Source organism: Pedobacter chinensis, from assembly GCF_003339865.1.
Taxonomy (GTDB): Bacteria; Bacteroidota; Bacteroidia; order Sphingobacteriales; family Sphingobacteriaceae; genus Pedobacter; species Pedobacter chinensis.
The window spans coordinates 482554-502067 of the sequence record NZ_QPKV01000003.1 but is presented as its reverse complement, the minus strand read 5'-3'; the positions used below and the strand labels follow the sequence as shown (position 1 = coordinate 502067).

General features: G+C 36.8%; 21 protein-coding genes. 7 read left to right on the top strand and 14 right to left on the bottom strand.

Features of this window, described 5'->3' with window-relative positions:
• Positions 1–26: 26 nt before the first annotated feature.
• The 6 genes from DU508_RS07480 to DU508_RS07455 all read left to right on the top strand — a co-directional run bounded on the left by DU508_RS07480 (position 27) and on the right by DU508_RS07455 (position 4513).
• The gene (locus DU508_RS07480) at positions 27–1214 is read left to right on the top strand and encodes an ATP-grasp domain-containing protein (RefSeq protein WP_115402211.1); all 1188 of its coding nucleotides are present in this window, start codon (positions 27–29) and stop codon (positions 1212–1214) included.
• Positions 1215–1324: 110 nt separating this feature from the next.
• Positions 1325–1483, top strand: coding sequence for a FeoB-associated Cys-rich membrane protein (locus DU508_RS07475; protein ID WP_115402210.1), 159 nt, complete (start codon positions 1325–1327; stop codon positions 1481–1483).
• 7 nt (positions 1484–1490) lie between these two features.
• Positions 1491–2078, top strand: coding sequence for a Crp/Fnr family transcriptional regulator (locus tag DU508_RS07470; RefSeq protein ID WP_115402209.1), 588 nt, complete (start codon positions 1491–1493; stop codon positions 2076–2078).
• Between the two features lie 215 nt (positions 2079–2293).
• A complete protein-coding gene (locus DU508_RS07465) occupies positions 2294–2824 on the top strand; it encodes a YceI family protein (protein WP_115402208.1) in 531 nt (176 codons plus the stop codon).
• 62 nt (positions 2825–2886) lie between these two features.
• A complete protein-coding gene (locus DU508_RS07460; protein ID WP_115402207.1) occupies positions 2887–3756 on the top strand; it encodes a pirin family protein in 870 nt (289 codons plus the stop codon).
• 286 nt (positions 3757–4042) lie between these two features.
• A complete protein-coding gene (locus DU508_RS07455) occupies positions 4043–4513 on the top strand; it encodes a DUF1440 domain-containing protein (RefSeq protein WP_115402206.1) in 471 nt (156 codons plus the stop codon).
• Here DU508_RS07455 and ispF read toward each other — a convergent pair.
• A complete protein-coding gene (ispF, locus tag DU508_RS07450) occupies positions 4510–4989 on the bottom strand; it encodes a 2-C-methyl-D-erythritol 2,4-cyclodiphosphate synthase (protein ID WP_115402205.1) in 480 nt (159 codons plus the stop codon). The two genes, DU508_RS07455 and ispF, sit on opposite strands and share 4 nt — an antisense overlap.
• Before the next feature lie 82 nt (positions 4990–5071).
• Entirely contained in the window at positions 5072–6259 is a 1188-nt protein-coding gene (gene porV, locus DU508_RS07445) for a type IX secretion system outer membrane channel protein PorV (protein WP_115402204.1), read from the bottom strand.
• 543 nt (positions 6260–6802) lie between these two features.
• On the opposite strand from porV, the gene DU508_RS07435 reads away from it, so the two are divergent.
• Complete coding sequence (locus DU508_RS07435; protein WP_115402202.1) at positions 6803–8476, top strand: SUMF1/EgtB/PvdO family nonheme iron enzyme; 1674 nt, start codon at positions 6803–6805, stop codon at positions 8474–8476.
• A gap of 65 nt (positions 8477–8541) precedes the next feature.
• Here DU508_RS07435 and DU508_RS07430 read toward each other — a convergent pair whose 3' ends face one another.
• The 12 genes from DU508_RS07430 to DU508_RS07375 all read right to left on the bottom strand — a co-directional run bounded on the left by DU508_RS07430 (position 8542) and on the right by DU508_RS07375 (position 19464).
• On the bottom strand, positions 8542–9042 hold the full coding sequence (locus DU508_RS07430) for an acetyl-CoA carboxylase biotin carboxyl carrier protein subunit (RefSeq protein ID WP_115402201.1): 501 nt from the start codon (positions 9040–9042) through the stop codon (positions 8542–8544).
• A gap of 2 nt (positions 9043–9044) precedes the next feature.
• On the bottom strand, positions 9045–9704 hold the full coding sequence (locus DU508_RS07425) for a DUF4159 domain-containing protein (RefSeq protein WP_115402200.1): 660 nt from the start codon (positions 9702–9704) through the stop codon (positions 9045–9047).
• Positions 9705–9751: 47 nt separating this feature from the next.
• Positions 9752–10456 carry a 16S rRNA (uracil(1498)-N(3))-methyltransferase gene (locus DU508_RS07420; RefSeq protein ID WP_115402199.1) on the bottom strand — a complete coding sequence of 235 codons (705 nt, stop codon included), beginning with the start codon at positions 10454–10456 and terminating at the stop codon, positions 9752–9754.
• An 8-nt stretch (positions 10457–10464) separates the two neighbouring features.
• Entirely contained in the window at positions 10465–11889 is a 1425-nt protein-coding gene (locus DU508_RS07415) for a hemolysin family protein (RefSeq protein WP_115402198.1), read from the bottom strand.
• Positions 11889–12440, bottom strand: coding sequence for an inorganic diphosphatase (locus DU508_RS07410; protein ID WP_115402197.1), 552 nt, complete (start codon positions 12438–12440; stop codon positions 11889–11891). The genes DU508_RS07415 and DU508_RS07410 overlap by 1 nt, the downstream gene beginning before the upstream one ends.
• Positions 12441–12442: 2 nt before the next feature.
• The gene (locus DU508_RS07405; RefSeq protein ID WP_115402196.1) at positions 12443–13099 is read right to left on the bottom strand and encodes a DedA family protein; all 657 of its coding nucleotides are present in this window, start codon (positions 13097–13099) and stop codon (positions 12443–12445) included.
• Positions 13100–13148: 49 nt separating this feature from the next.
• Positions 13149–14522, bottom strand: a complete 1374-nt coding sequence (locus DU508_RS07400) for an NADH-quinone oxidoreductase subunit N (RefSeq protein ID WP_115402195.1) — start codon at positions 14520–14522, stop codon at positions 13149–13151.
• A gap of 3 nt (positions 14523–14525) precedes the next feature.
• Positions 14526–16007: a complex I subunit 4 family protein gene (locus tag DU508_RS07395; protein ID WP_115402194.1), complete on the bottom strand. Its 1482-nt coding sequence runs from the start codon at positions 16005–16007 to the stop codon at positions 14526–14528.
• A gap of 20 nt (positions 16008–16027) precedes the next feature.
• Positions 16028–17929 carry an NADH-quinone oxidoreductase subunit L gene (gene nuoL, locus DU508_RS07390; protein ID WP_394341367.1) on the bottom strand — a complete coding sequence of 634 codons (1902 nt, stop codon included), beginning with the start codon at positions 17927–17929 and terminating at the stop codon, positions 16028–16030.
• Between the two features lie 13 nt (positions 17930–17942).
• Complete coding sequence (nuoK, locus tag DU508_RS07385; protein ID WP_010601897.1) at positions 17943–18272, bottom strand: NADH-quinone oxidoreductase subunit NuoK; 330 nt, start codon at positions 18270–18272, stop codon at positions 17943–17945.
• On the bottom strand, positions 18272–18775 hold the full coding sequence (locus tag DU508_RS07380; RefSeq protein ID WP_115402193.1) for an NADH-quinone oxidoreductase subunit J family protein: 504 nt from the start codon (positions 18773–18775) through the stop codon (positions 18272–18274). The genes nuoK and DU508_RS07380 overlap by 1 nt, the downstream gene beginning before the upstream one ends.
• 185 nt (positions 18776–18960) lie before the next feature.
• A complete protein-coding gene (locus DU508_RS07375) occupies positions 18961–19464 on the bottom strand; it encodes a NuoI/complex I 23 kDa subunit family protein (RefSeq protein WP_115402192.1) in 504 nt (167 codons plus the stop codon).
• Between the last annotated feature and the right edge of the window lie 50 nt (positions 19465–19514).

Genomic DNA, 19514 nt, shown 5'->3' with positions numbered 1-19514 from the left:
TATTTATGAAATAAAATAATAATCAAATGATATCTGCTCAACGTCAAAAATATAATCAGCAATTCACTGCAGAGAAATACCAGAACTTTATGCAGAAGCTGGAGGCTGGTTATCCAGAAATACCTTTCAGGGTTGCAGAAACACCTATCTTTGTTCCTAAAGAGCTGAAAGAAAAATTAATTGCAGCAGGAGAAGAAATCATTAGTCTGATTAAACAACCGAATTTTAAGGAACTCACACAAAAATCAATCCCTTCAGATTGGAATGTACCTGACGAGAATGAACAACCCCATTTTTTAACTTTCGATTTCGGTATTTGTAAAAATGAAGCAGGCGAGTTAACGCCAATGTTAATTGAAATGCAAGGCTTTCCATCGCTTTATGGCTTTCAGATTCATTTAGCAAACACCTATCGTGAATGTTTTGAAATCGATAATTCAACCAATCATTTCTTAAATGGTTTTGATGAAGAAAAATATATTAAGCTTTTTAAAGAGGTCATCATTGGAAACCACCAGCCGCATGAAGTGGCTTTAATGGACGTTGACGCACCAAGCCAAAAAACTGCCATCGATTTCTTTGTTACCCAGAAAATGCTAGGTATCAAAATTCTCGCTTTGGAAGATATTAAGAAAGTTGGAAAGCAATTATTTTATGAAGAAAATGGCCGGCAAATTCAGTTAAAAAGAATTTACAACCGTTTAATATTTGATGAAATTGCAGACAACACGGAAATATTCAAAAACAGTTTCGATCCCAGAGAAGAACTGGAAATAGAATGGGTAACTCATCCAAACTGGTTCTATCGGATCAGTAAATACACGATGCCATTTCTAAAAAGTGAATTTGTTCCTGAAACCCGTTTCCTAAATGAGGTAAAAACCATTCCTGCCGATTTGGAAAATTACGTTTTAAAACCGCTTTTCTCTTTTGCAGGAATGGGTGTGATTATTGATGTTACGGAAACAGATATCAAAAACATTCCTGACCCTGAAAACTGGATTTTACAACGAAAAGTAACTTACGAGCCAGCTGTTCAATCTCCTGATGGTGGTGTAAAAGCAGAAATCAGAATCATGTATTTATGGCCCGATGGCGGAGAACCGCAGCTTTGCATTAACCTTGCAAGATTAAGCAGGGGTAAAATGATCGGCGTTCGCTATAATGCAAATTTTGATTGGGTTGGTGGAACTGTTGGTTTTATGGAAGAATAGTTTTTAGCCTCAGATTCGCTGATTATTTTAGCAATCATTTAATCTGCAGACAATCTGCCTTTTTACATTCAACTGAAATCAAAAATCCAAAAGCAGCTTATATTTGTATTATGAATATTCAAACCATTTTAGTCTTTTTACTTTTTGCGGTTGCATTGATATATGTTGGCCGTATGGTTTATAAATCTTTAAAGGTTAAGAAAGATGGCTGTGGTGGCAATTGCAAGTGTGGCGTAGATTTTTCTGATATTAAGCCTGCTAAAAAGTAATTTCTTTATGATTGATCAGTTCAAAAATTATCTCAAGGAAAAAATACAGATAACTGATGAACAATTCGACAGCATTTCTGCTGATTTGAAAGTAAAGAAATTCGAAAAAAATGAAATCATTCAATATACCGGCGACATTAGCAAACATGGCTTTTTTGTTTGTAAAGGTTTGCTGAGAGCATACTCTATTGATACTAAAGGCAAAGAACATATTCTCCAGTTTGCACCCGAAAACTGGTTAATTTCTGATCGGAATAACATGAATAATGAAGCATCGATATTTTTTATTGATGCGATTGAGGCAACCGAAACGGTATTAATGCCTAATGATTTTATAGAACAGGCAGCAATAAAAGTACCTTGTTTACAACCCATGCACATCAGATTGCTCAATAATTCCATTCGTTTTATGCAGCGAAGAATTAATATGCTTTTAAGTGCAACTGCCGAAGAACGTTATCTGGATTTCATTAAACTTTATCCAAACCTCACTTTACGCGTTCCACAGTGGATGATTGCATCTTACTTAGGGATCACACCTGAATCTTTAAGTCGCGTAAGAAAAGAATTGGCCAATAAACATTTCAGGCCCTAAATAGATCATGATTTTAATTGATTTCAGGGTTTAGGAGATCGTTTCTTCAAACAAACACTGTTTAAATCTTATTATTCTTTAGCTCTATCAAACTTGATCATGAAAATCCCATCATCTTTAAATCCTACTCATTAATTAACATACATCAATTCCCAGTCAAAACCTGTGCTGTACTTTTGTGTTGTAAATATTAAACATCTCAAAAACAAAAAGATATGGCAACTACAAAATGGATTTTAGATCCAACCCACAGCGAATTACAATTTAAAGTAAAACATTTAATGATCACTACCGTTACAGGTAGCTTAAAATCTTTCTCAGCAGAATTAACATCTGAGGGCGATGAATTCGAAACCGCAGAAATTTCATTTAAAGGCGATATCGATTCATTAGATACGGGAAATACAGATCGCGATAATCATTTAAAAAGCGGCGATTTCTTTGACACCGAAAAATTTGCACACATTGAGTTCAAATCCACTTCAGTTGAAAAAGACGGCGATGATTATATTGTTAAAGGCGATTTAACGATTAAAGGCGAAACTAAGCCGGTAAAATTAACCGCAGAATTTGGCGGTATTGCCACAGATCCATGGGGAAATACAAAAGCAGGGTTCACTTTAAGTGGAAAAATCAATCGTTCTGATTTTGGTTTAACCTGGAATGCTGCTTTAGAAACCGGTGGTGTTATGGTAAGCGAAGAAGTTCGTTTATTAGGAGAATTACAGTTTGTAAAACAAGCATAAAGCGTTGAGTTAAGTGCATGGATCACTATGCACTTAACCCCATGCCTTAAAAATTAAAGGTAATGGAAATAAAAGAAGTAAATAGCGTATTAAAAGCTCCGGCCCCACACATGGTAGGTGATGGGTTTAGAGTTCATAATTTTTTCCCAGGGGGATATAAAATTGATATGAATCCCTTTTTCCTGATGGATTATGGCTCGAAAATCGATTTTTCTGCCAGAAAAGAACCTCGGGGAGTTGGCGTTCATCCTCACAGAGGTTTTGAAACCGTTACTATTGCTTATCATGGAGCGGTTGCTCATCATGATAGCTCAGGTAACAGTGGCGTCATTTACCCTGGTGATGTTCAATGGATGACTGCGGGAAGCGGCGTACTCCATAAAGAATACCATGAAGAAAATTATAGCTTAAATGGCGGCCCTTTCCAAATGGTGCAGCTTTGGGTTAATCTCCCGGCAAAAAACAAAATGAGCAAACCAGACTATCAGGCAATTAAGCAGGCTGATATGGCAACCTTTATATTACCTGATCATGGCGGAAAAATTGAAATCATTGCAGGTAACTATCAGGGAACAAAAGGCAATGCCAATACATTCACTTCAATAGAATTGTACAATGCGAGGTTAAATAAAAACGGAAAAGCATTTTTTAATTTCCCGGAGCATTACAACACCGGCTTCATGGTTATTGAGGGTAAAATAAAAATCAATCATAATCAAATTGCTGAAGTGAACAGCTTTGTTCATTTTAAAAATGAAGGAGAAAAAATTGAAGTAGAAGCACTGGAAAATAGTATTGTATTAATTCTAAGTGGCGAACCAATTAATGAACCTATTGTTCAATACGGACCTTTTTTAATGAACACGGAAGCAGAAATACACCAGGCTATTGAAGATTATAATCAAGGTAGATTTGGTTATCTGGAAGAATAAAACACGTTTAATTAATTTATATTTTTTTGAGCCGGCATTTATATAAAATTTGCCGGCTTTTTTGTGTTCGCAGAAGTCTATAGCCCTGATTGAAACGATATATTTCTTTAGGCTGTCTTTCGACTAAGCTCAGGCATTCAAGGTAGCGTTGCAGTTTATTTTACAACACGGATCTCCAACTATCTTGCAGCTAATTCGTGGCAGTACCTTAAGCTCTATCTTCAGTTAGAGTACTGAAATCAACGAACAGCGCTCCAACAAACAAATAATTTTATTATTATTGATAATGAAAAATCCTTATCAAAATCCATCATTCGTTAAGCATATTTTTGTAATCACTCTTATTGCAGGAACATTGGATGGACTTGCAGCTGTGATTTTTTTAGCTAAAATGAAATTTGCATCAACATTTCAATATATAGTCAGTGCCATTTTCGGTAAAACAGCCTTTGAAGGTGGGTCGAAAATGGTTTTGGCAGGGCTACTGCTACACTACTTTATCACTTTTATTTTTGTAAATATCTATATGATTGTTTCAATAGATTCGGTTTTATTAAAAAAGCAAAAGATAATTGCAGGTATTGTTTACGGAATCATCGTTTGGTCAATAATGAACTTATTGGTTGTACCTTTGACTCCAATTCCTCATGGAAAGTTCAATATTGAAAGGGCGGTTATCAACTGTATCGTCCTGATCCTTTGTATTGGTTTACCCATTTCTTTATTGGCGGCAAGGCAAAACACCATAAGGCACTAATTTTTTTCAATTAAACAAACGGCGTAGGCGGTTACTCCCTCTTCTCTTCCTATAAAGCCCATGGTTTCGTTAGTAGTGGCTTTAATAGAAATATCTTCAATTGATATTCCGATGGCCTTTGCAATATTTTCCTGCATGGCTGGAATATGAGGATTAATTTTTGGTGCCTCCAGGCAGAGCATGGCATCGATGTTTCCTACTTGCCAACCCTTATCTGCCAGTAATTTGACCGTTTCTTTTAATAGAATTAAACTGCTTATTCCTTTCCATTTATCATCAGTATTTTTAAAATGGAAACCGATATCGCGCAGATTTGCGGCACCTAAAAGCGCATCGCAAATGGCATGAAGTAAAACATCAGCATCTGAATGACCAAAAGCACCTTTATGATGTGCTAAAGTTACTCCACCTATAACAAATGGATGTTGATCTTTTAATTGGTGTACATCAAAGCCAAAGCCTACTCTAATTTTCATAGTAAATTTTATGAAGTTTTAATTGCTAACTGATTAATGGGAAACTGGAAATTACAAACGACCAATGCAAGCGGTAATGCTATTACTTAACAATTTTCTTATCACCAAAGTTAAACAAAAGACCAAAACGTAAGGTATTGGCAAGGGGACTTGTTTGGGCATTTGCCAATAAATAAGAGAAATCTATGTTAAAGACGTTGTATTTCAAGCCTAAACCTAAAGTAAAATAACGGCTATCACCTTTCATTGGACTTTGGTAATTATAACCTGCTCTTAAAGCAAATTGTTGATTGTACCAATATTCTATACCGGTGGATATCCCCACTTCTTTAAGTTCTTCGCTAAATCCACCCGGAGCATCACTAAAGGAGCCAAAAATACCGGCAGGAACAGACCTGTTAGGGTCTTTGCCACTCACAATATTATTATTTGAATCATAAATGGGTTGCGTAGGCACAAGTAATTTATTAAAATCCAGGGCCAATGTAAATGTACTATAATCGTCAACCGTAATGGTTGAAGCACCACCGAGTTTAAAGTTTGTTGGCAGGAAAAAATTCTCTCCACCATCAGAATAACTCATTTTTGTGCCAATATTAGAGATATTTGCCCCGGCAGAAAGGATTGCCTGCTTACCAAACATAGTTGTGGAAGTTTTATACAATCCGGAAACATCAACCGCCACTGCATTACCTCCATGTACCTGTCCTGATGAAGATAGCTGGCCAGATGCCAGGTTCGAATAAATATACCTCAATGAGGATCCTAAAGAAAACTCTTCGCCAAAACTTTTGGCAAAAGAAACATCGAAGGCCAGTTCATTGGGGTTTGCAATGCCTAAATCTTGCTGATTAATATCAGTCAATTGAATTGAACCCAAAGAAAAATACCGTAATGATGCGCCAATTGTATTGTGATCATCAAGCTTATAAAATCCGCTCAGATAAGCAAGGTTGATATCCGGCACTAAACTTTTTAGCCAGGGGCTATAGGATATGGAAAATCCGTAAGGTTTATCAAGAAAAGCAAGTTTTGATGGATTTATGCTCGCAGCATTTACATCGCCAGCAACGGCAACGCCAGCATCACCCATTGCACCGGCGCGGGCATCAGGAGTGATCAATAAAAATGGCACTGCAGTCACAATATTATTAGACTCGCTCCCGTTAAACTGGGTATTACCTATGGTTACCTGGGCATTTGTTTTACCAAATACCAAGGCCAAAGAGAATGCAGAAAAAGCAAGTTTACTGATGTACTTGAAATTCATCCTTTAAAGGTACGTAATTTTAGATCTTCGGGAATAGTTATTTCTGGAGATTATGTTGTTAACGCAAAACTCAAAATTATATTTTACCAAATTACGAATAATGTGGTTATTTACTAACTAAACCTACGATTTTTACAGTTTGATGAAACCATAAAAATCGTAACTGTTAATAAAATAGACTGTTACCTGCCAAAACATTTTTTATTAATATTAAATTTTCTTTCTGAAAAACTTTTTGGCTGATGGTAAATTTAATTTTCGTCAATTCCTTTTTAAAAGAACCGGAATGGTTATAGCAACAGATCTTTAATTTAATGACTTTGGATTTGTAACTTAACAATAAATGAATCTGATCTATCACGCTTATTCATAATTATTTAACAAAAAAAGCAATGAAAAACTTAACAGACACAATACGTCATAAAATAATACGTTAAGGGATAAAAATATAATCAATATTTATTGTCACAATATTATATATTCACTTAAATTTGCTTAATTTTAGCAGTTGAATCGCCATTGGGCGATATTCCTTAGTACTATATGAAAAAACTTATACTATATTCTTTCACTTGTTTATCATTGGCTGCTTTATTTTCAGCTTGTAGCTCGAAGGGTGGAAACAGTTCCAGTAAAACAGGTATTCCTTATGCAGACAGGAGAAACAATCAATCGGGAGCTTTTGCAGTGGCAACCAAATATAAAAGGGCTCCCGGACCAGGTTTAATTCCAATAGAAGGTGGTGTTCTGGTTGTTGGTGGAAGTGCTATTGAAATACCAGGTGTTGAGCCTAATATTTACAATTATAAAAGACAGGTAACCGTACCTTCATTCTATATGGATGAAACTGAGGTATCAAATACCGATTGGCTGGAATATTTACACTGGATCAGATACAATTTTCCTGAAGACCAGGAATTTTATTATAACGAACTTCCTGACACATTGGTGTGGCGCCGTGCTTTATCTTATAACGAACCTTACGTAGACAATTATTTACGTCATCCGGCTTACCGCGATTATCCGGTTGTGGGTGTTTCATGGGAACAGGCATCCCGCTATTGTACCTGGAGAACTTCTCGTGCAAATGAATTTATTCTCCGTGAAAAAGGAATCCTGACAGACTATAGAACTTTAGCCGGGAATGGCAGAAACAATAATGCAGCTACAACTGCAGCTACACCTAGACCTACAAATCCATTTAATACTGACGCTTATTTAAACGGACAGTATGATGATAAGGGCAGAAATGCACCGATTGACTATAATACCAGAGCTGGTGCTGCTACCACCACCGCTGGCGCCACAGCTGGAGGAAGTGGAAATGCTCAGCCAAGGAGAACTGCTACACTGGAGGATGGCGTAATTATGCAACCTTATCGTTTACCAACAGAGGCAGAGTGGGAATATGCAGCTTTAGGTTTAATTGGCAACACAGAATACGAAAATGTTAATCAAAATAAAATTTATCCCTGGAATGGTTTAGGGGTTAGCTCTGCAAGCAAAAAAACCAGAGGTATGATTCAGGCCAACTTTAAAAGAGCCCCCGGAGATTACATGGGAGTTGGTGGTTCATTAAATGATAAAGGAGATTTAACTGTTCCTGTTATTCAATACGCACCAAATGATTTTGGCTTGTACAACATGGCGGGTAATGTTAACGAATGGGTTAACGATGTTTACAGAACAGGAACATTTACTGATGCTGATGCATTTAACCCTTATCGTGGTAACTATTTCGAGAACAAAAAACTAGCCGATGCTCAAACCGGAAAAATTGCTTTAGATAAATATGGTAATCCGATTAAAGAGAACGCTTATTCTGGAAGAAAACAAACCTGGGCAGAGAAACAAGCACAGGCAAAACGTTCTGATTCGATTTCAAGATCTACAGATCCACAAGCGGAAATAATAACATCAACAACCTATCAGGCGGATCAAAGAGGTTACAGAGACAGACAAAACCTGCTTTTAAACGAAGAAGGTGTTACACTGATCAATGATAAATCCAGAGTTTACAAAGGTGGCTCATGGAACGACATGGCTTATTGGTTAAATCCAGCAACGAGACGTTTCTTATCTCAAGATGAATCGTCAGCAGAGATTGGTTTTCGTTGTGCCATGACCATGTTAGGTGCCCCTGAAATCAGCACCGTAGGTAAGAGAAGCTTTAAAACCCCTCCGCCAAGACCTTACAGGGTAAGCAGAGGCAGATAAAAAAGAAAAGTCCCAACTAAAAATTGGGACTTTTTTTTTCAGACCAACAGTTATAATTTTTCAGATTATTTAAACTGGATTAGTATTTGATTCTTTTCAACCTTATCGCCTTTATTAACCAATATCTTTTTCACTGTTCCATCTGCAGATGATTTTAAGATATTCTCCATCTTCATCGCTTCCAGTACTAAAAGATTATCTCCTTTTTTAACTTCGGCGTTTTCCCCGACCATCACATCCAAAACCAATCCAGGCATTGGAGCTTTAATTTCTGATACTTTATTTGCAGCCAGATTATCCATGCCCATTTGCTTTAAAAGCTGATCGTATTGATCTTCAATACTGATTTCATAAACAGATCCATTGATTTTTATTTTGCAGTTTTTTTCAGTCCGATCGAATTCTACAATTTCTGCATTGTAAGATTTGTTCTGATATAAAACATGTGAAGTTGTCGCATTTAAAATGCTTAAATCTAAATTAACCTCAACATCATTCACCACTACTTTTGGTTCATTACCGGATACATCGAATTGAAATTGATCATTTACTTTTACTTTGTACATCGTTATTGAGTTAAAGCATATTGAACTAAATTTGCGCCCATTTTAAGCGCCTTGGTTCTGGTTTCCTGAGTATCTTCAGGATAAGTCCCGAAGTCTTCCCAGCCGTTACCTAAATCGCATTCAAACGTATAATAACAAACAACTCTTCCTTTATATATTAAAGCAAACCCCTGTGGTCTTTTATTATCATGTTCGTGAATTTTTGGCAAGCCATTTGGAAACTTAAACTTTTGATTATAAATAGCATGATTAGAAGGCAATTCCGTAAAGCTAAGCTCGGGGAAAACCTTTTTCATTTGAGGCCTGATGAATTTATCTAAACCATAATTATCATCGATATGCAAAAAACCACCGCCGGTTAAATATTGCCTGAGGTTTTTGGCCTCCTGATCACTGAAAACCACATTGCCATGCCCGGTCATATAAACGAAAGGATAATTAAATAATTCTTTTGAACCCACTTCAACAATACTCTCTTCAGGATAAAAGTTTGTTTTCAAATTCGCATTACAGTAAGCGATAAGATTCGGCAAGGCTGTTCGGTCAGCATACCAGTCGCCCCCACCATTGTATTTCAATTTTGCCATACGATAGGTTGGAACAGCGCTGAAAGCAAAAAGACTAAAGGCTAAAGCCAAAAGACCAAAGCCTGATAACAACATCTTTCTTTTAGAAAACAGGAAAGTGATCACTGAAAACTTCAAACTAACTATCGGTTAAGGTAATTGATTTCAAAACAAACAGAAAGTGCCGCAGTTTCTGTGCGCAGTCTGTTATCTCCTAAAGTTAATGGTTTATAGCCTTTATTCAAAGCTAAATTAACTTCTTTGGATGTGAAATCTCCTTCGGGGCCGATAAGAATCAGATATTTTTGATGAGGAGCAACAAGCTCAGAAATATACTTTTTATCTTCATGATCAATGCAATGCGCAATTAATTTATCTCCTTCAAACGGAAGTTTTAAAAATGCATCATAAGAAATTGCCTCATTTAATTTAGGATGATAGGCTTTTATGGATTGCTTTATTGCTGATGTGATGACTTTATTTAACCGGTCTTCTTTCACAATCCTTCGTTCAGAGCGATCGGTAATGATTGGAGTTATCTCGTCAATGCCCAACTCTGTTGCCTTTTCTAAAAACCACTCTATCCGATCGATATTTTTAGTTGGCGCAACCGCAATATGTAAGTAATGATTTCTTTTGTGAAATTCTCTTTGAACCTGAAGAATGGATAAGTTAACTTTCTTAGGATTATCTGATATAATTTCGGCGGTATAAAAACCTCCTTTTCCATCTACCAGATTTACCTGGGAACCTATTGGCAACCTCAATACCCTTACACAATGCTTGCTTTCCTCTTCGTTAAGTGTGTAAGTATTTTGGGTTATATCTGGCGTATAAAAAATATGCATAGTTGAAATTAACGATTATCAACCTGATCTTCTTTATTGATTACCAATTCTAACTTGATGGTTTCAATGTTTTGTTCTGTTTTTTTAAGAATGGTAAACAGATAACCGTAAGATTCATTGCTTTCGCCTACTTCAGGAATCCGCTCAAAAATGTGAGAAACCAAACCACCAATGGTGTCAAAATCCTCATCTTCCGGTAAATCATGAGGCAAATGTTCATTAACATCGTAAACCGTTGCAAAAGCATTAACGATAAATTCATTGTCTGATACTTTTTCAACCAATGGTTTTTCCTCATCATATTCATCCTGAATCTCCCCAACCAATTCTTCAACAATATCTTCTAAGGTTACCATCCCGGCGGTTCCTCCAAATTCATCCAAAACAATAGCAATCTGAATGCGGTTACTTTGTAATTCGCTCATCAAATCGTTTATTTTTTTTGTCTCAGTAACAAAGTAGGGCTTACGGATAATGTCATTTAGCGTCCAGTGTTGATTACCCGATGCAACAAGCGGTAAAATATCCTTGGCATGAATAATACCAACAATTTTATCCATAATCTCATCGTAAACAGGTAAACGGGAATAACCTTCTTTAATAATGGTATCAACAACTTCTTCTTTTGGAGAAGTTAATTCAATGCCCGATATCTTCGTTCTGGGAACCATGATATTTTTAACCACACGTTCATTAAAATCGAAAACGTTTTTGATTAATTCGTGCTCATTATTATCCAATGCACCACTTTCTTTCCCTTGATCCAGTAGATATTGCAGCTCCTCTGTGCTATGAAGCGACTCATGCCCTGCAGAGGTATCAATGCCAAATGGTTTGAGGATTATTGCGGCGAGGCTGTTCAAAGTCCAGATGAATGGTTTAAAAACCACATAAAACACCTGTAATGGAACAGAAACAAATAATGTTGTAGCCACTGGCCTTTGAATAGCAAAAGATTTAGGAGCCAACTCACCAAATACAATATGCATAACTGTAATAAGTGAGAAGGCTACTATAGTTGATGCCGAATGAATGAATGCATCGCTTAGTCCCCATTCAAGGCTATCAAAAAGATTTTTGAAAATCGTATGCATAACGCCTTCACCCACCCAACCTAAACCAAGTGATGCGAGTGTTATACCTAGCTGTGTGGCGGCTAAATAACCATCCAGATTATGGATAATGGTTTTAGCCATTTTACCAACCCGGCTGCCAGATTTTGCTTTAATTTCAATTTGAGATGCACGAACCTTTACAATGGCAAATTCTGCCGCAACAAAGAATCCGTTTAATAGCACTAAAAACAATGCTAGAAACAATCGCCAACCAACTGATGTCGTATCTGGTTCCTGTAGCGCAACCAAAATTAGATTAGCAGGCAATATTGCACTTAACTCTGAATTTAAAAATAAGCAGACCGTGGGTAAATCCATTATGCTAATTCTCTAAAAGTTGTATTATAAAGTTCTATACTTTCTTTAATTACCTTGTGTGCGTAACGAACGCCGAGTAAATGTTCAATAGTTACATTTTTTTCTTCTAATGCTTTATAATCTTGAAAGAAACGAACAATTTCTTTCATGGTATGCGGAGGTAATTCATCCAAATCATTGATATAATTTACCGACATATCGTTTTTAGCTACCGCGATGATCTTATCATCCTGCTCACCATTATCAACCATATGCATTACCCCAACTACCTTAGCTTCAATAACGGTCATTGGATAAACATCCACCGAACAAAGAACTAAAATATCTAACGGGTCCTTATCATCGCAATAAGTTTGCGGAATAAATCCATAATTTGCAGGATACATTACTGATGAAAAAAGAACCCTGTCTAATTTAATTAGCCCTGATTCTTTATCTATCTCATATTTGGCTTTTGAGCCTTTTGGAATTTCAATGATTGCGTTTACAATTTCAGGAACGTTTTTTCCTGGAGATACGCTATGCCATGCGTGATGATCGTCTTTTGCCATTTTTAATTTAAATCTGTCTTTTCCTCTTCCGGAGTTTTAACTTTACTTTTTACAAAGGTAATCAATAAAGGTATAGTTGTGATAACGATAAAGCCAATAATAATATATAATAAATAATCGTTTATTTCTTTCTCAAATCTTTTTCCTAAAAAATAGCCCAATAAAGTTAGTGAACAGATCCATAGGATGCCTCCTACAACATTGTACAGTGCAAATTTTTTAAAATCTAATTTAACAACGCCAGCAAAAATCGGTGCAAAAGTTCTAACAATTGGAACAAACCTGCCCATTATTAAAGCAAAGGCTCCTTGTTTGTTATAATATTCCTCCGCGGCTTTTAAATATCTTTTTTTGAAGAAAAAACTGTCTTTTCTAGTGTACAATAATGGCCCTGTTCTTCGTCCGAACCAATATCCGGTAAAGTTTCCTGAAATCGCGGCAATACATAAGCCTGCTAAAAGAACTGCTATGTTAACATCAAGCTTGCCGGTAGCTACAAACATTCCAGCCAGAAACAGCAAATAATCTCCGGGGAGAAAGAATCCAAAAAACAGACCAGTTTCAGCATAAATAACAAACACGACCAGATAGAAACCACCTTCCCTCAATAATTTTTCGGGGTCAATTAGATGTTGCAGGTTAGTCCAAAAATCGTGCATATTTCAATTATTCGTAAAACTACAAATAATTATTAAAGAAGTGCATACCTTATATCAGGTTTAAAATGATAGCGGGATAGATACCTAAAATTAACGTAATTGCTACCGAAACCAGTAAAACAACTTTGTATTGTCCAGGGGTAGAAAGTTCTGTTTCAGCGCCATCTTTAAACCATACGGCCACAATAACCTTAAAATAATAGTAAAAACCAACCAGTGCATTTAAAATCGCAAATGCTACCAGTAGTGTTTTATACTCTCCCATCACATTCAAAAACATTAAATATTTTCCAATAAAGCCAGCCGTTAAAGGAATACCTGCCAATGATAACATGGCAACGGTTAATGATAATGCCACTAAAGGATTTTTCTTGCCCAGGCCATTAAAACTTTCAAAGCTATCGCTTCCTGTTTTTTGTTTAACCAAAATTAAAACTGCAAAAGCAATGATCGATGCAAAAGTATAAGCTGCAGCATAAACCAAAACATTGTTTTCAGAGTTTTTGCTTAAAACAATTAACGAGAATAACAGATAACCGGCATGAGAGATACTGGAGTAGGCCAACATCCTTTTAAAGTTCTTTTGAAATAGTGCGGTTACGTTTCCGATGAATAAGGTTAAGCAAACAATAACCGTTAAAGGTACTACCCAAAAATCGTGAAGCGGAGCAAATGAACTTGCAAACAATCTTAAAAATGCAGCAAAACCAGCAGTTTTAACGACTGTACTCATAAAAGTGGTGATCAAAGAAGGTGAGCCTTCGTAAACATCCGGTGTCCAGAAATGAAATGGTGCGGCACCAACTTTAAAGCATAAACCAATCATCATCAGGATTACTCCGGGATAAAATATTGGAGAAATCGATTTGCTGTTATCCACTAAGTACGCTTGAATTTTATCTAAATCAAATGAACCTGTAGCTCCGTAAATTAAAGTGATCCCAAATAACAGGAAGCCTGTAGAAAAGGCGCCCATTAAAAAGTATTTTAACGATGCCTCATTTGACGCAAAATCTTGCTTACGAATGCCGGCAAGAATATATAAACTCACTGACATGATTTCCAGTCCGACAAATAGCATCGCCATATTTTTATATGATACCATCATGATCATCCCGGCAAGTGCAAAAAGGATGAGGGTATAATATTCAGCAATATTGCTGCTTTTAGCAGCAAAATAATTTTGTGTTAACAAGAAAATCAGAAGTGTTCCAACGATGCAAACACCAGAAAATGCCAGAGCAAAATTATCTGTTTGCATCATTCCGAAATGAACAGCATTGCCATTCCATGCGCAGAAAGTAAATCCTAATGCAGTAAGTAAGCCAACAACAGTAAGCGGCAATAATGCTCTATTTGCTTTAAACAAACCTGCATAAAGTACGATAAAAGCTGTTATACTAATGGTTATGATAATATTCATTGCTTATTTTACTGATGTTAATTTTTGATTTACCTGTTCTAATAAATGTTGTACAGATGCCTCTGTTAAGTGCAATAATGGTTTCGGATAAACGCCTAAAACAATTATCAAAGCACAAATGATATACAGAACCAATTTTTCAGTTCCTTTAATATCTGTGAAAGTGATGGTTAGTTCGTTGGTTTTTCCAAGCATTACATTCTGGTACATGCGCAACATATAAACCGCTCCGAAAATAATGGTTAATCCAGCAATGGCTGCAGCCCAGATATCATAATGGTAAACACCCATCAACAATAGGAATTCTCCAATAAATCCGTTTGTTCCCGGTAAAGCCACTGTACCTAAAACAATAATCAGGAAAGTAATGGCCAATTGAGGTGCAACTTTAGCTATGCCGCCAAGCTCTCCAATTTTATTGGTTTTTACACGGGAGAAGATAATATCCAAAACAAAAAACAGACCAACCACATTAATACCATGGCTAAACATTTGAATCATTGCCCCCTGCATGCCCTGTAGCCCAAGATTGGCTAGATTAAACGATGTGAACAGACCGGCCGAAATTAATCCAACGTGAGCAATGGAAGAGTAAGCCACCAATCGTTTTGCATCTTTTTGTGTAAAAGCAATTAATGAAGCATAAACAATTCCAATGATGGATAAAACAATGGCCAGTTGCCCCCAATCCTGAACGCCAGTTGGCACAATCGGCAATAACCATCTGATTACACCATAAATCCCCATTTTTAACATGATACCTGATAATAACATTGTTCCTTGAGTTGGCGCGGCTGTATAGGTATCAGGCTGCCAGGTATGAAAAGGGAAAACCGGCATCTTGATCGCGAAGGCAATGAAGAAAGCCCAGAAAATCCAGCCCTGTTGTGCACTATCTAAATTTAAAGCATAAAATGCCTGGATATCAAAATTATCAGCCGGATTTTGAAGGTACAAATAAATAATCCCCATCAACATGAATAATGAACCGGCAATGGTGTAAACAAAAAACTTCATGTTAATACGAATGCGGTCTTTCCCTCCCCAGAATGCACAAATGAAATAAATAGGAATCAGGGCGGCTTCCCAACCGATATAGAATAAGAAAGCATCCATTGCTGTAAACACCAACAACAATCCACTTTGCATAAATAAAATCAATGCATAAAAGGCAGCCGGGTTTTTATAATCGTGTTTATAACTCGATAATATGATGAGTGGCACCAACAAATTGGTTAGTAACACCAATAGCATACTAATGCCATCAATACCTGCATGGAAACGAATCCCTAAATCAGCAATCCAAGGCAGATTTGCCTCAAACTGGGTGCTGGCATTCGGAATGAAGTTACAAGCAATAAATAAAGCCAGGCCTAAAGAAACCACCGAAATAACGGTAGAAACTATTTTAGCCGATTTACCAGCAAATGCTGAAATAACAGCACCTGCAAGCGGAAGAAATATAAGTAGTAAAAGTTGTTCCATTATTTAATTTTGAACCCTTTTTAGATATAATAAAATGTATATAACAGCAATGCGACGATACCGAATACCATCATAAATATATAGAAACCTACGTTTCCACTTTGTAATAAACGGATGCCTTTACTTGCTTCATTCGTGCTCCATCCCAATCCGTTCACAATTCCATCAATAAGTTTAGTATCAATAATTCTATAAAAGAATTTAGAAAGTGCATCAAGCGGCTTAGTGATCATGAAATCATAAATTTCATCCAAATAGAATTTATTGTAGGATAGTTTTGCCAGCGCAGAACGTGGAGCTTCATCAGCAACAGGAACGTGAGCTCCTTTTACATATTTACCGTAAGCATAAATTGTAGCAATAACCGCCGCTAAAACTGAAACACCCATTAATGCAAATTCTGTTGAATGACTTAAATCTAATTCATGTTGTGCAACACCAGCTCCGGATAACCAATGGGCCAACCACTCATTACCACCAAAAACATGAGGAATATTGATTGCTCCACCTATTGCCGCTAAAACGGCTAAAATGATTAATGGAATAGTCATTGCTTTTGGCGACTCATGAACATGATTTTCCTCGTGATGTGTTCCCCTGTATTTTCCGGAGAAAGTAAGGAACATCATCCTGAACATATAGAACGCGGTTAAGAATGCGGTTAAAACGCCCACACCCCAAAGAATTGGACTATATTGATATGCATTTGCTAAAATTTCATCCTTTGAGAAAAAACCTGAGAATGGTGGCAAACCTGCAATGGCAATAGTGCCAATCATCATGGTTAAGAAAGTTACCGGAAGTTTTTTTCTTAATCCACCCATATGACGCATATCCTGTTCGTGATGCATGGCATGAATAACCGAACCAGCGCCCAAAAATAATAATGCTTTGAAGAATGCGTGGGTTAATACGTGGAAGAATGAGCCTGTATAAGCGCCAACACCTAAGCCTAAAAACATATATCCTAATTGAGATACGGTTGAATAAGCCAATACTTTTTTGATATCGGTTTGTGTTAAAGCGATGATCGCGGCAATCAGCGCAGTTGCAATACCTACAATTGCAATAATGTGTTGTGTTAGCGGTGCCAAATCAAATAATACGCTTGAACGGGCAATCATATAAATACCGGCCGTTACCATTGTTGCCGCGTGAATTAATGCAGAAACAGGTGTTGGTCCGGCCATGGCATCAGGCAACCAGGTAAATAATGGCAGTTGTGCTGATTTACCGCAGGCACCAATGAACAATAAGATGGTAATTAAAACCAACGTATTATTTCCTGGTAACATATTCATGGCCTGTGGAAATATTTTCGAAAACTCTACACTTCCGAAGAAGTTAAACATTAAGAATACACCAAGTAAGAATCCCAAATCACCAATACGGTTCATTACGAAAGCCTTTTTTGCTGCCGAGGCATAAGCACTATTGGTGTACCAGAAACCAATTAACAGGTACGAGCATAAACCTACGCCTTCCCAACCGATAAACATGACAATGTAGTTTGAACCCAATACCAATAAAAGCATGAAGAATACAAACAGGTTGAGGTAAGAGAAAAACTTACCGAATCCTTCGTCATCGTGCATGTAACTGGTAGAGTATAAATGGATCAAGAAACCTATTCCTGTAATAATAAGAAGCATGATTGAGCTTAGCGGATCAACCAGAAATGATAAAGGAATGTGCAATGTGCCTGCACTAATCCAGTCAAATAAAAATACTTCATGAGATTTTTGTGTATCGCCTTGTAAGCTAAAGAAAATAACCACGCTGATTATAAACGAGGCCAGGATCACTCCACTCCCGATGATACCAACAAGTCCTTTAGATAAAGATTTTCTGCCCAGTCCGTTAATTACAAATCCTAAAAAAGGAAGTAATGGAACCAACCAAATCAATTGTTCTATTTTCATTTATACTATATATTTACCACTTAAGGCGATTTAAAACATTAATATCTATCGATTTTGTATTTCTGTAAACCATTACGATAATGGCTAAACCTACTGCAACTTCTGCAGCGGCAAGCGCCATAATGAAGAATACGAAAACTTGTCCTGACGGATCGTTACTGTGAACCGAAAAAGCAGTTAAAAGCAAATTCACTGCATTTAACATCAACTCAACCGACATAAAAATCACGATTGCATTTCTACGCGTTAATACGCCAATTACACCAATAGTGAAAATAATTGCACATAAATAGATGTAGTGATTTAGCGGAACGCCTGCCATTTGTGTAGTTAAATTTTCCATTATGCCTCTACCTCATCCTTTTTAGATAATAAAACTGCTCCAACCATTGCTGCCAATAGCAATAGGGATGATAATTCGAATGGTAATAAGAATGGCCCGAAAAGCTCTTTACCTAAGTTTTCTACCAAACCTAATCCCGGATTTTTTAAAATCAACGGACTGGTAATGGTTGCTGCTTTTAATGAACCAAATAAGGTTACAATTAAACAACCACCGGCAATTACACCAACGATTTTAATTAATGGCGATTTTGAAGGCTCGGTTTCCTTGTTCAGGTTAAGTAACATCAGTACAAACAGGAATAAAACCATGATGGCGCCCATATAAACAATGAAGTTTACAACCGCCAGAAATTGAGCATTCAAAAGCACATAATGTACCGTGAATGTGAAAAAAGTAAGAATCAGGTACAAAACGCTGTGGATAGGATTTTTTGCAAAAATCACCATCAGCGAAAAGATGATACTTAATGTGGCTACGAAATAGAATACTTGTGTACTCATTAATTTGTTGTTTTATACTCCTCGTCATTGCGAGGCACGAAGCAATCTTATTGGTTTTACGTCTATCGCATTAGGATTGCTTCGTTCCCCGCAATGACGGACTTGTAAAATTATTAATTTGTTTCGTTTCGCGAGGATAAGAACTGTGGCTTAATGCCATGATTCGTGTCCTCACGAACCATATTTTATTTTTTCATTTCCAATGGTGCCTCTACCAATTTGTCTTTCCCGTAAATGAAATCTTTACGCAAATAATCAGCAGGTACGATTGGCCCGTCTAAATAAATTGCCTCCTTTGGGCAAGCCTCTTCACATAAACCACAGAAGATACAGCGCAACATATTAATTTCATAAGTTGCCGCATATTTCTCCTCACGATATAAATGTTTTTCTTCTGGCTTACGTTCTGCCGCAATCATGGTAATCGCTTCGGCCGGGCAAGATAATGCACATAAACCACAAGCGGTACAACGCTCTTTTCCGTTTTCATCACGTTTGAGCGAGTGCATGCCCCTAAAGTTTGTGGAGAATTCGCGTTCCACTTCCGGATATCTTACAGTAGCCTCTTTTTTAAATAAGTGGCTAATGGTTATGCCCATTCCCTTAGCAATTGCCGGAAGGTACATTTTTTCCATAAAGCTTAGCGGCTTTTGCTCCAGTACTTTTTTCTTATTACTTAATGATTCCATAACCCCAAACCCCTAAAGGGGCTTCTAAATGCATGTGTAAATCTATATAT

Coding starts and splice junctions, on each gene's coding strand:
- DU508_RS07480 (WP_115402211.1), top strand. CDS start 27: ATGATATCTGCTCAACGTCAAAAATATAATCAGCAATTCACTGCAGAG.
- DU508_RS07475 (WP_115402210.1), top strand. CDS start 1,325: ATGAATATTCAAACCATTTTAGTCTTTTTACTTTTTGCGGTTGCATTG.
- DU508_RS07470 (WP_115402209.1), top strand. CDS start 1,491: ATGATTGATCAGTTCAAAAATTATCTCAAGGAAAAAATACAGATAACT.
- DU508_RS07465 (WP_115402208.1), top strand. CDS start 2,294: ATGGCAACTACAAAATGGATTTTAGATCCAACCCACAGCGAATTACAA.
- DU508_RS07460 (WP_115402207.1), top strand. CDS start 2,887: ATGGAAATAAAAGAAGTAAATAGCGTATTAAAAGCTCCGGCCCCACAC.
- DU508_RS07455 (WP_115402206.1), top strand. CDS start 4,043: ATGAAAAATCCTTATCAAAATCCATCATTCGTTAAGCATATTTTTGTA.
- ispF (WP_115402205.1), bottom strand. CDS start 4,989: ATGAAAATTAGAGTAGGCTTTGGCTTTGATGTACACCAATTAAAAGAT.
- porV (WP_115402204.1), bottom strand. CDS start 6,259: ATGAATTTCAAGTACATCAGTAAACTTGCTTTTTCTGCATTCTCTTTG.
- DU508_RS07435 (WP_115402202.1), top strand. CDS start 6,803: ATGAAAAAACTTATACTATATTCTTTCACTTGTTTATCATTGGCTGCT.
- DU508_RS07430 (WP_115402201.1), bottom strand. CDS start 9,042: ATGTACAAAGTAAAAGTAAATGATCAATTTCAATTCGATGTATCCGGT.
- DU508_RS07425 (WP_115402200.1), bottom strand. CDS start 9,704: ATGTTGTTATCAGGCTTTGGTCTTTTGGCTTTAGCCTTTAGTCTTTTT.
- DU508_RS07420 (WP_115402199.1), bottom strand. CDS start 10,456: ATGCATATTTTTTATACGCCAGATATAACCCAAAATACTTACACACTT.
- DU508_RS07415 (WP_115402198.1), bottom strand. CDS start 11,889: ATGGATTTACCCACGGTCTGCTTATTTTTAAATTCAGAGTTAAGTGCA.
- DU508_RS07410 (WP_115402197.1), bottom strand. CDS start 12,440: ATGGCAAAAGACGATCATCACGCATGGCATAGCGTATCTCCAGGAAAA.
- DU508_RS07405 (WP_115402196.1), bottom strand. CDS start 13,099: ATGCACGATTTTTGGACTAACCTGCAACATCTAATTGACCCCGAAAAA.
- DU508_RS07400 (WP_115402195.1), bottom strand. CDS start 14,522: ATGAATATTATCATAACCATTAGTATAACAGCTTTTATCGTACTTTAT.
- DU508_RS07395 (WP_115402194.1), bottom strand. CDS start 16,007: ATGGAACAACTTTTACTACTTATATTTCTTCCGCTTGCAGGTGCTGTT.
- nuoL (WP_394341367.1), bottom strand. CDS start 17,929: ATGAAAATAGAACAATTGATTTGGTTGGTTCCATTACTTCCTTTTTTA.
- nuoK (WP_010601897.1), bottom strand. CDS start 18,272: ATGGAAAATTTAACTACACAAATGGCAGGCGTTCCGCTAAATCACTAC.
- DU508_RS07380 (WP_115402193.1), bottom strand. CDS start 18,775: ATGAGTACACAAGTATTCTATTTCGTAGCCACATTAAGTATCATCTTT.
- DU508_RS07375 (WP_115402192.1), bottom strand. CDS start 19,464: ATGGAATCATTAAGTAATAAGAAAAAAGTACTGGAGCAAAAGCCGCTA.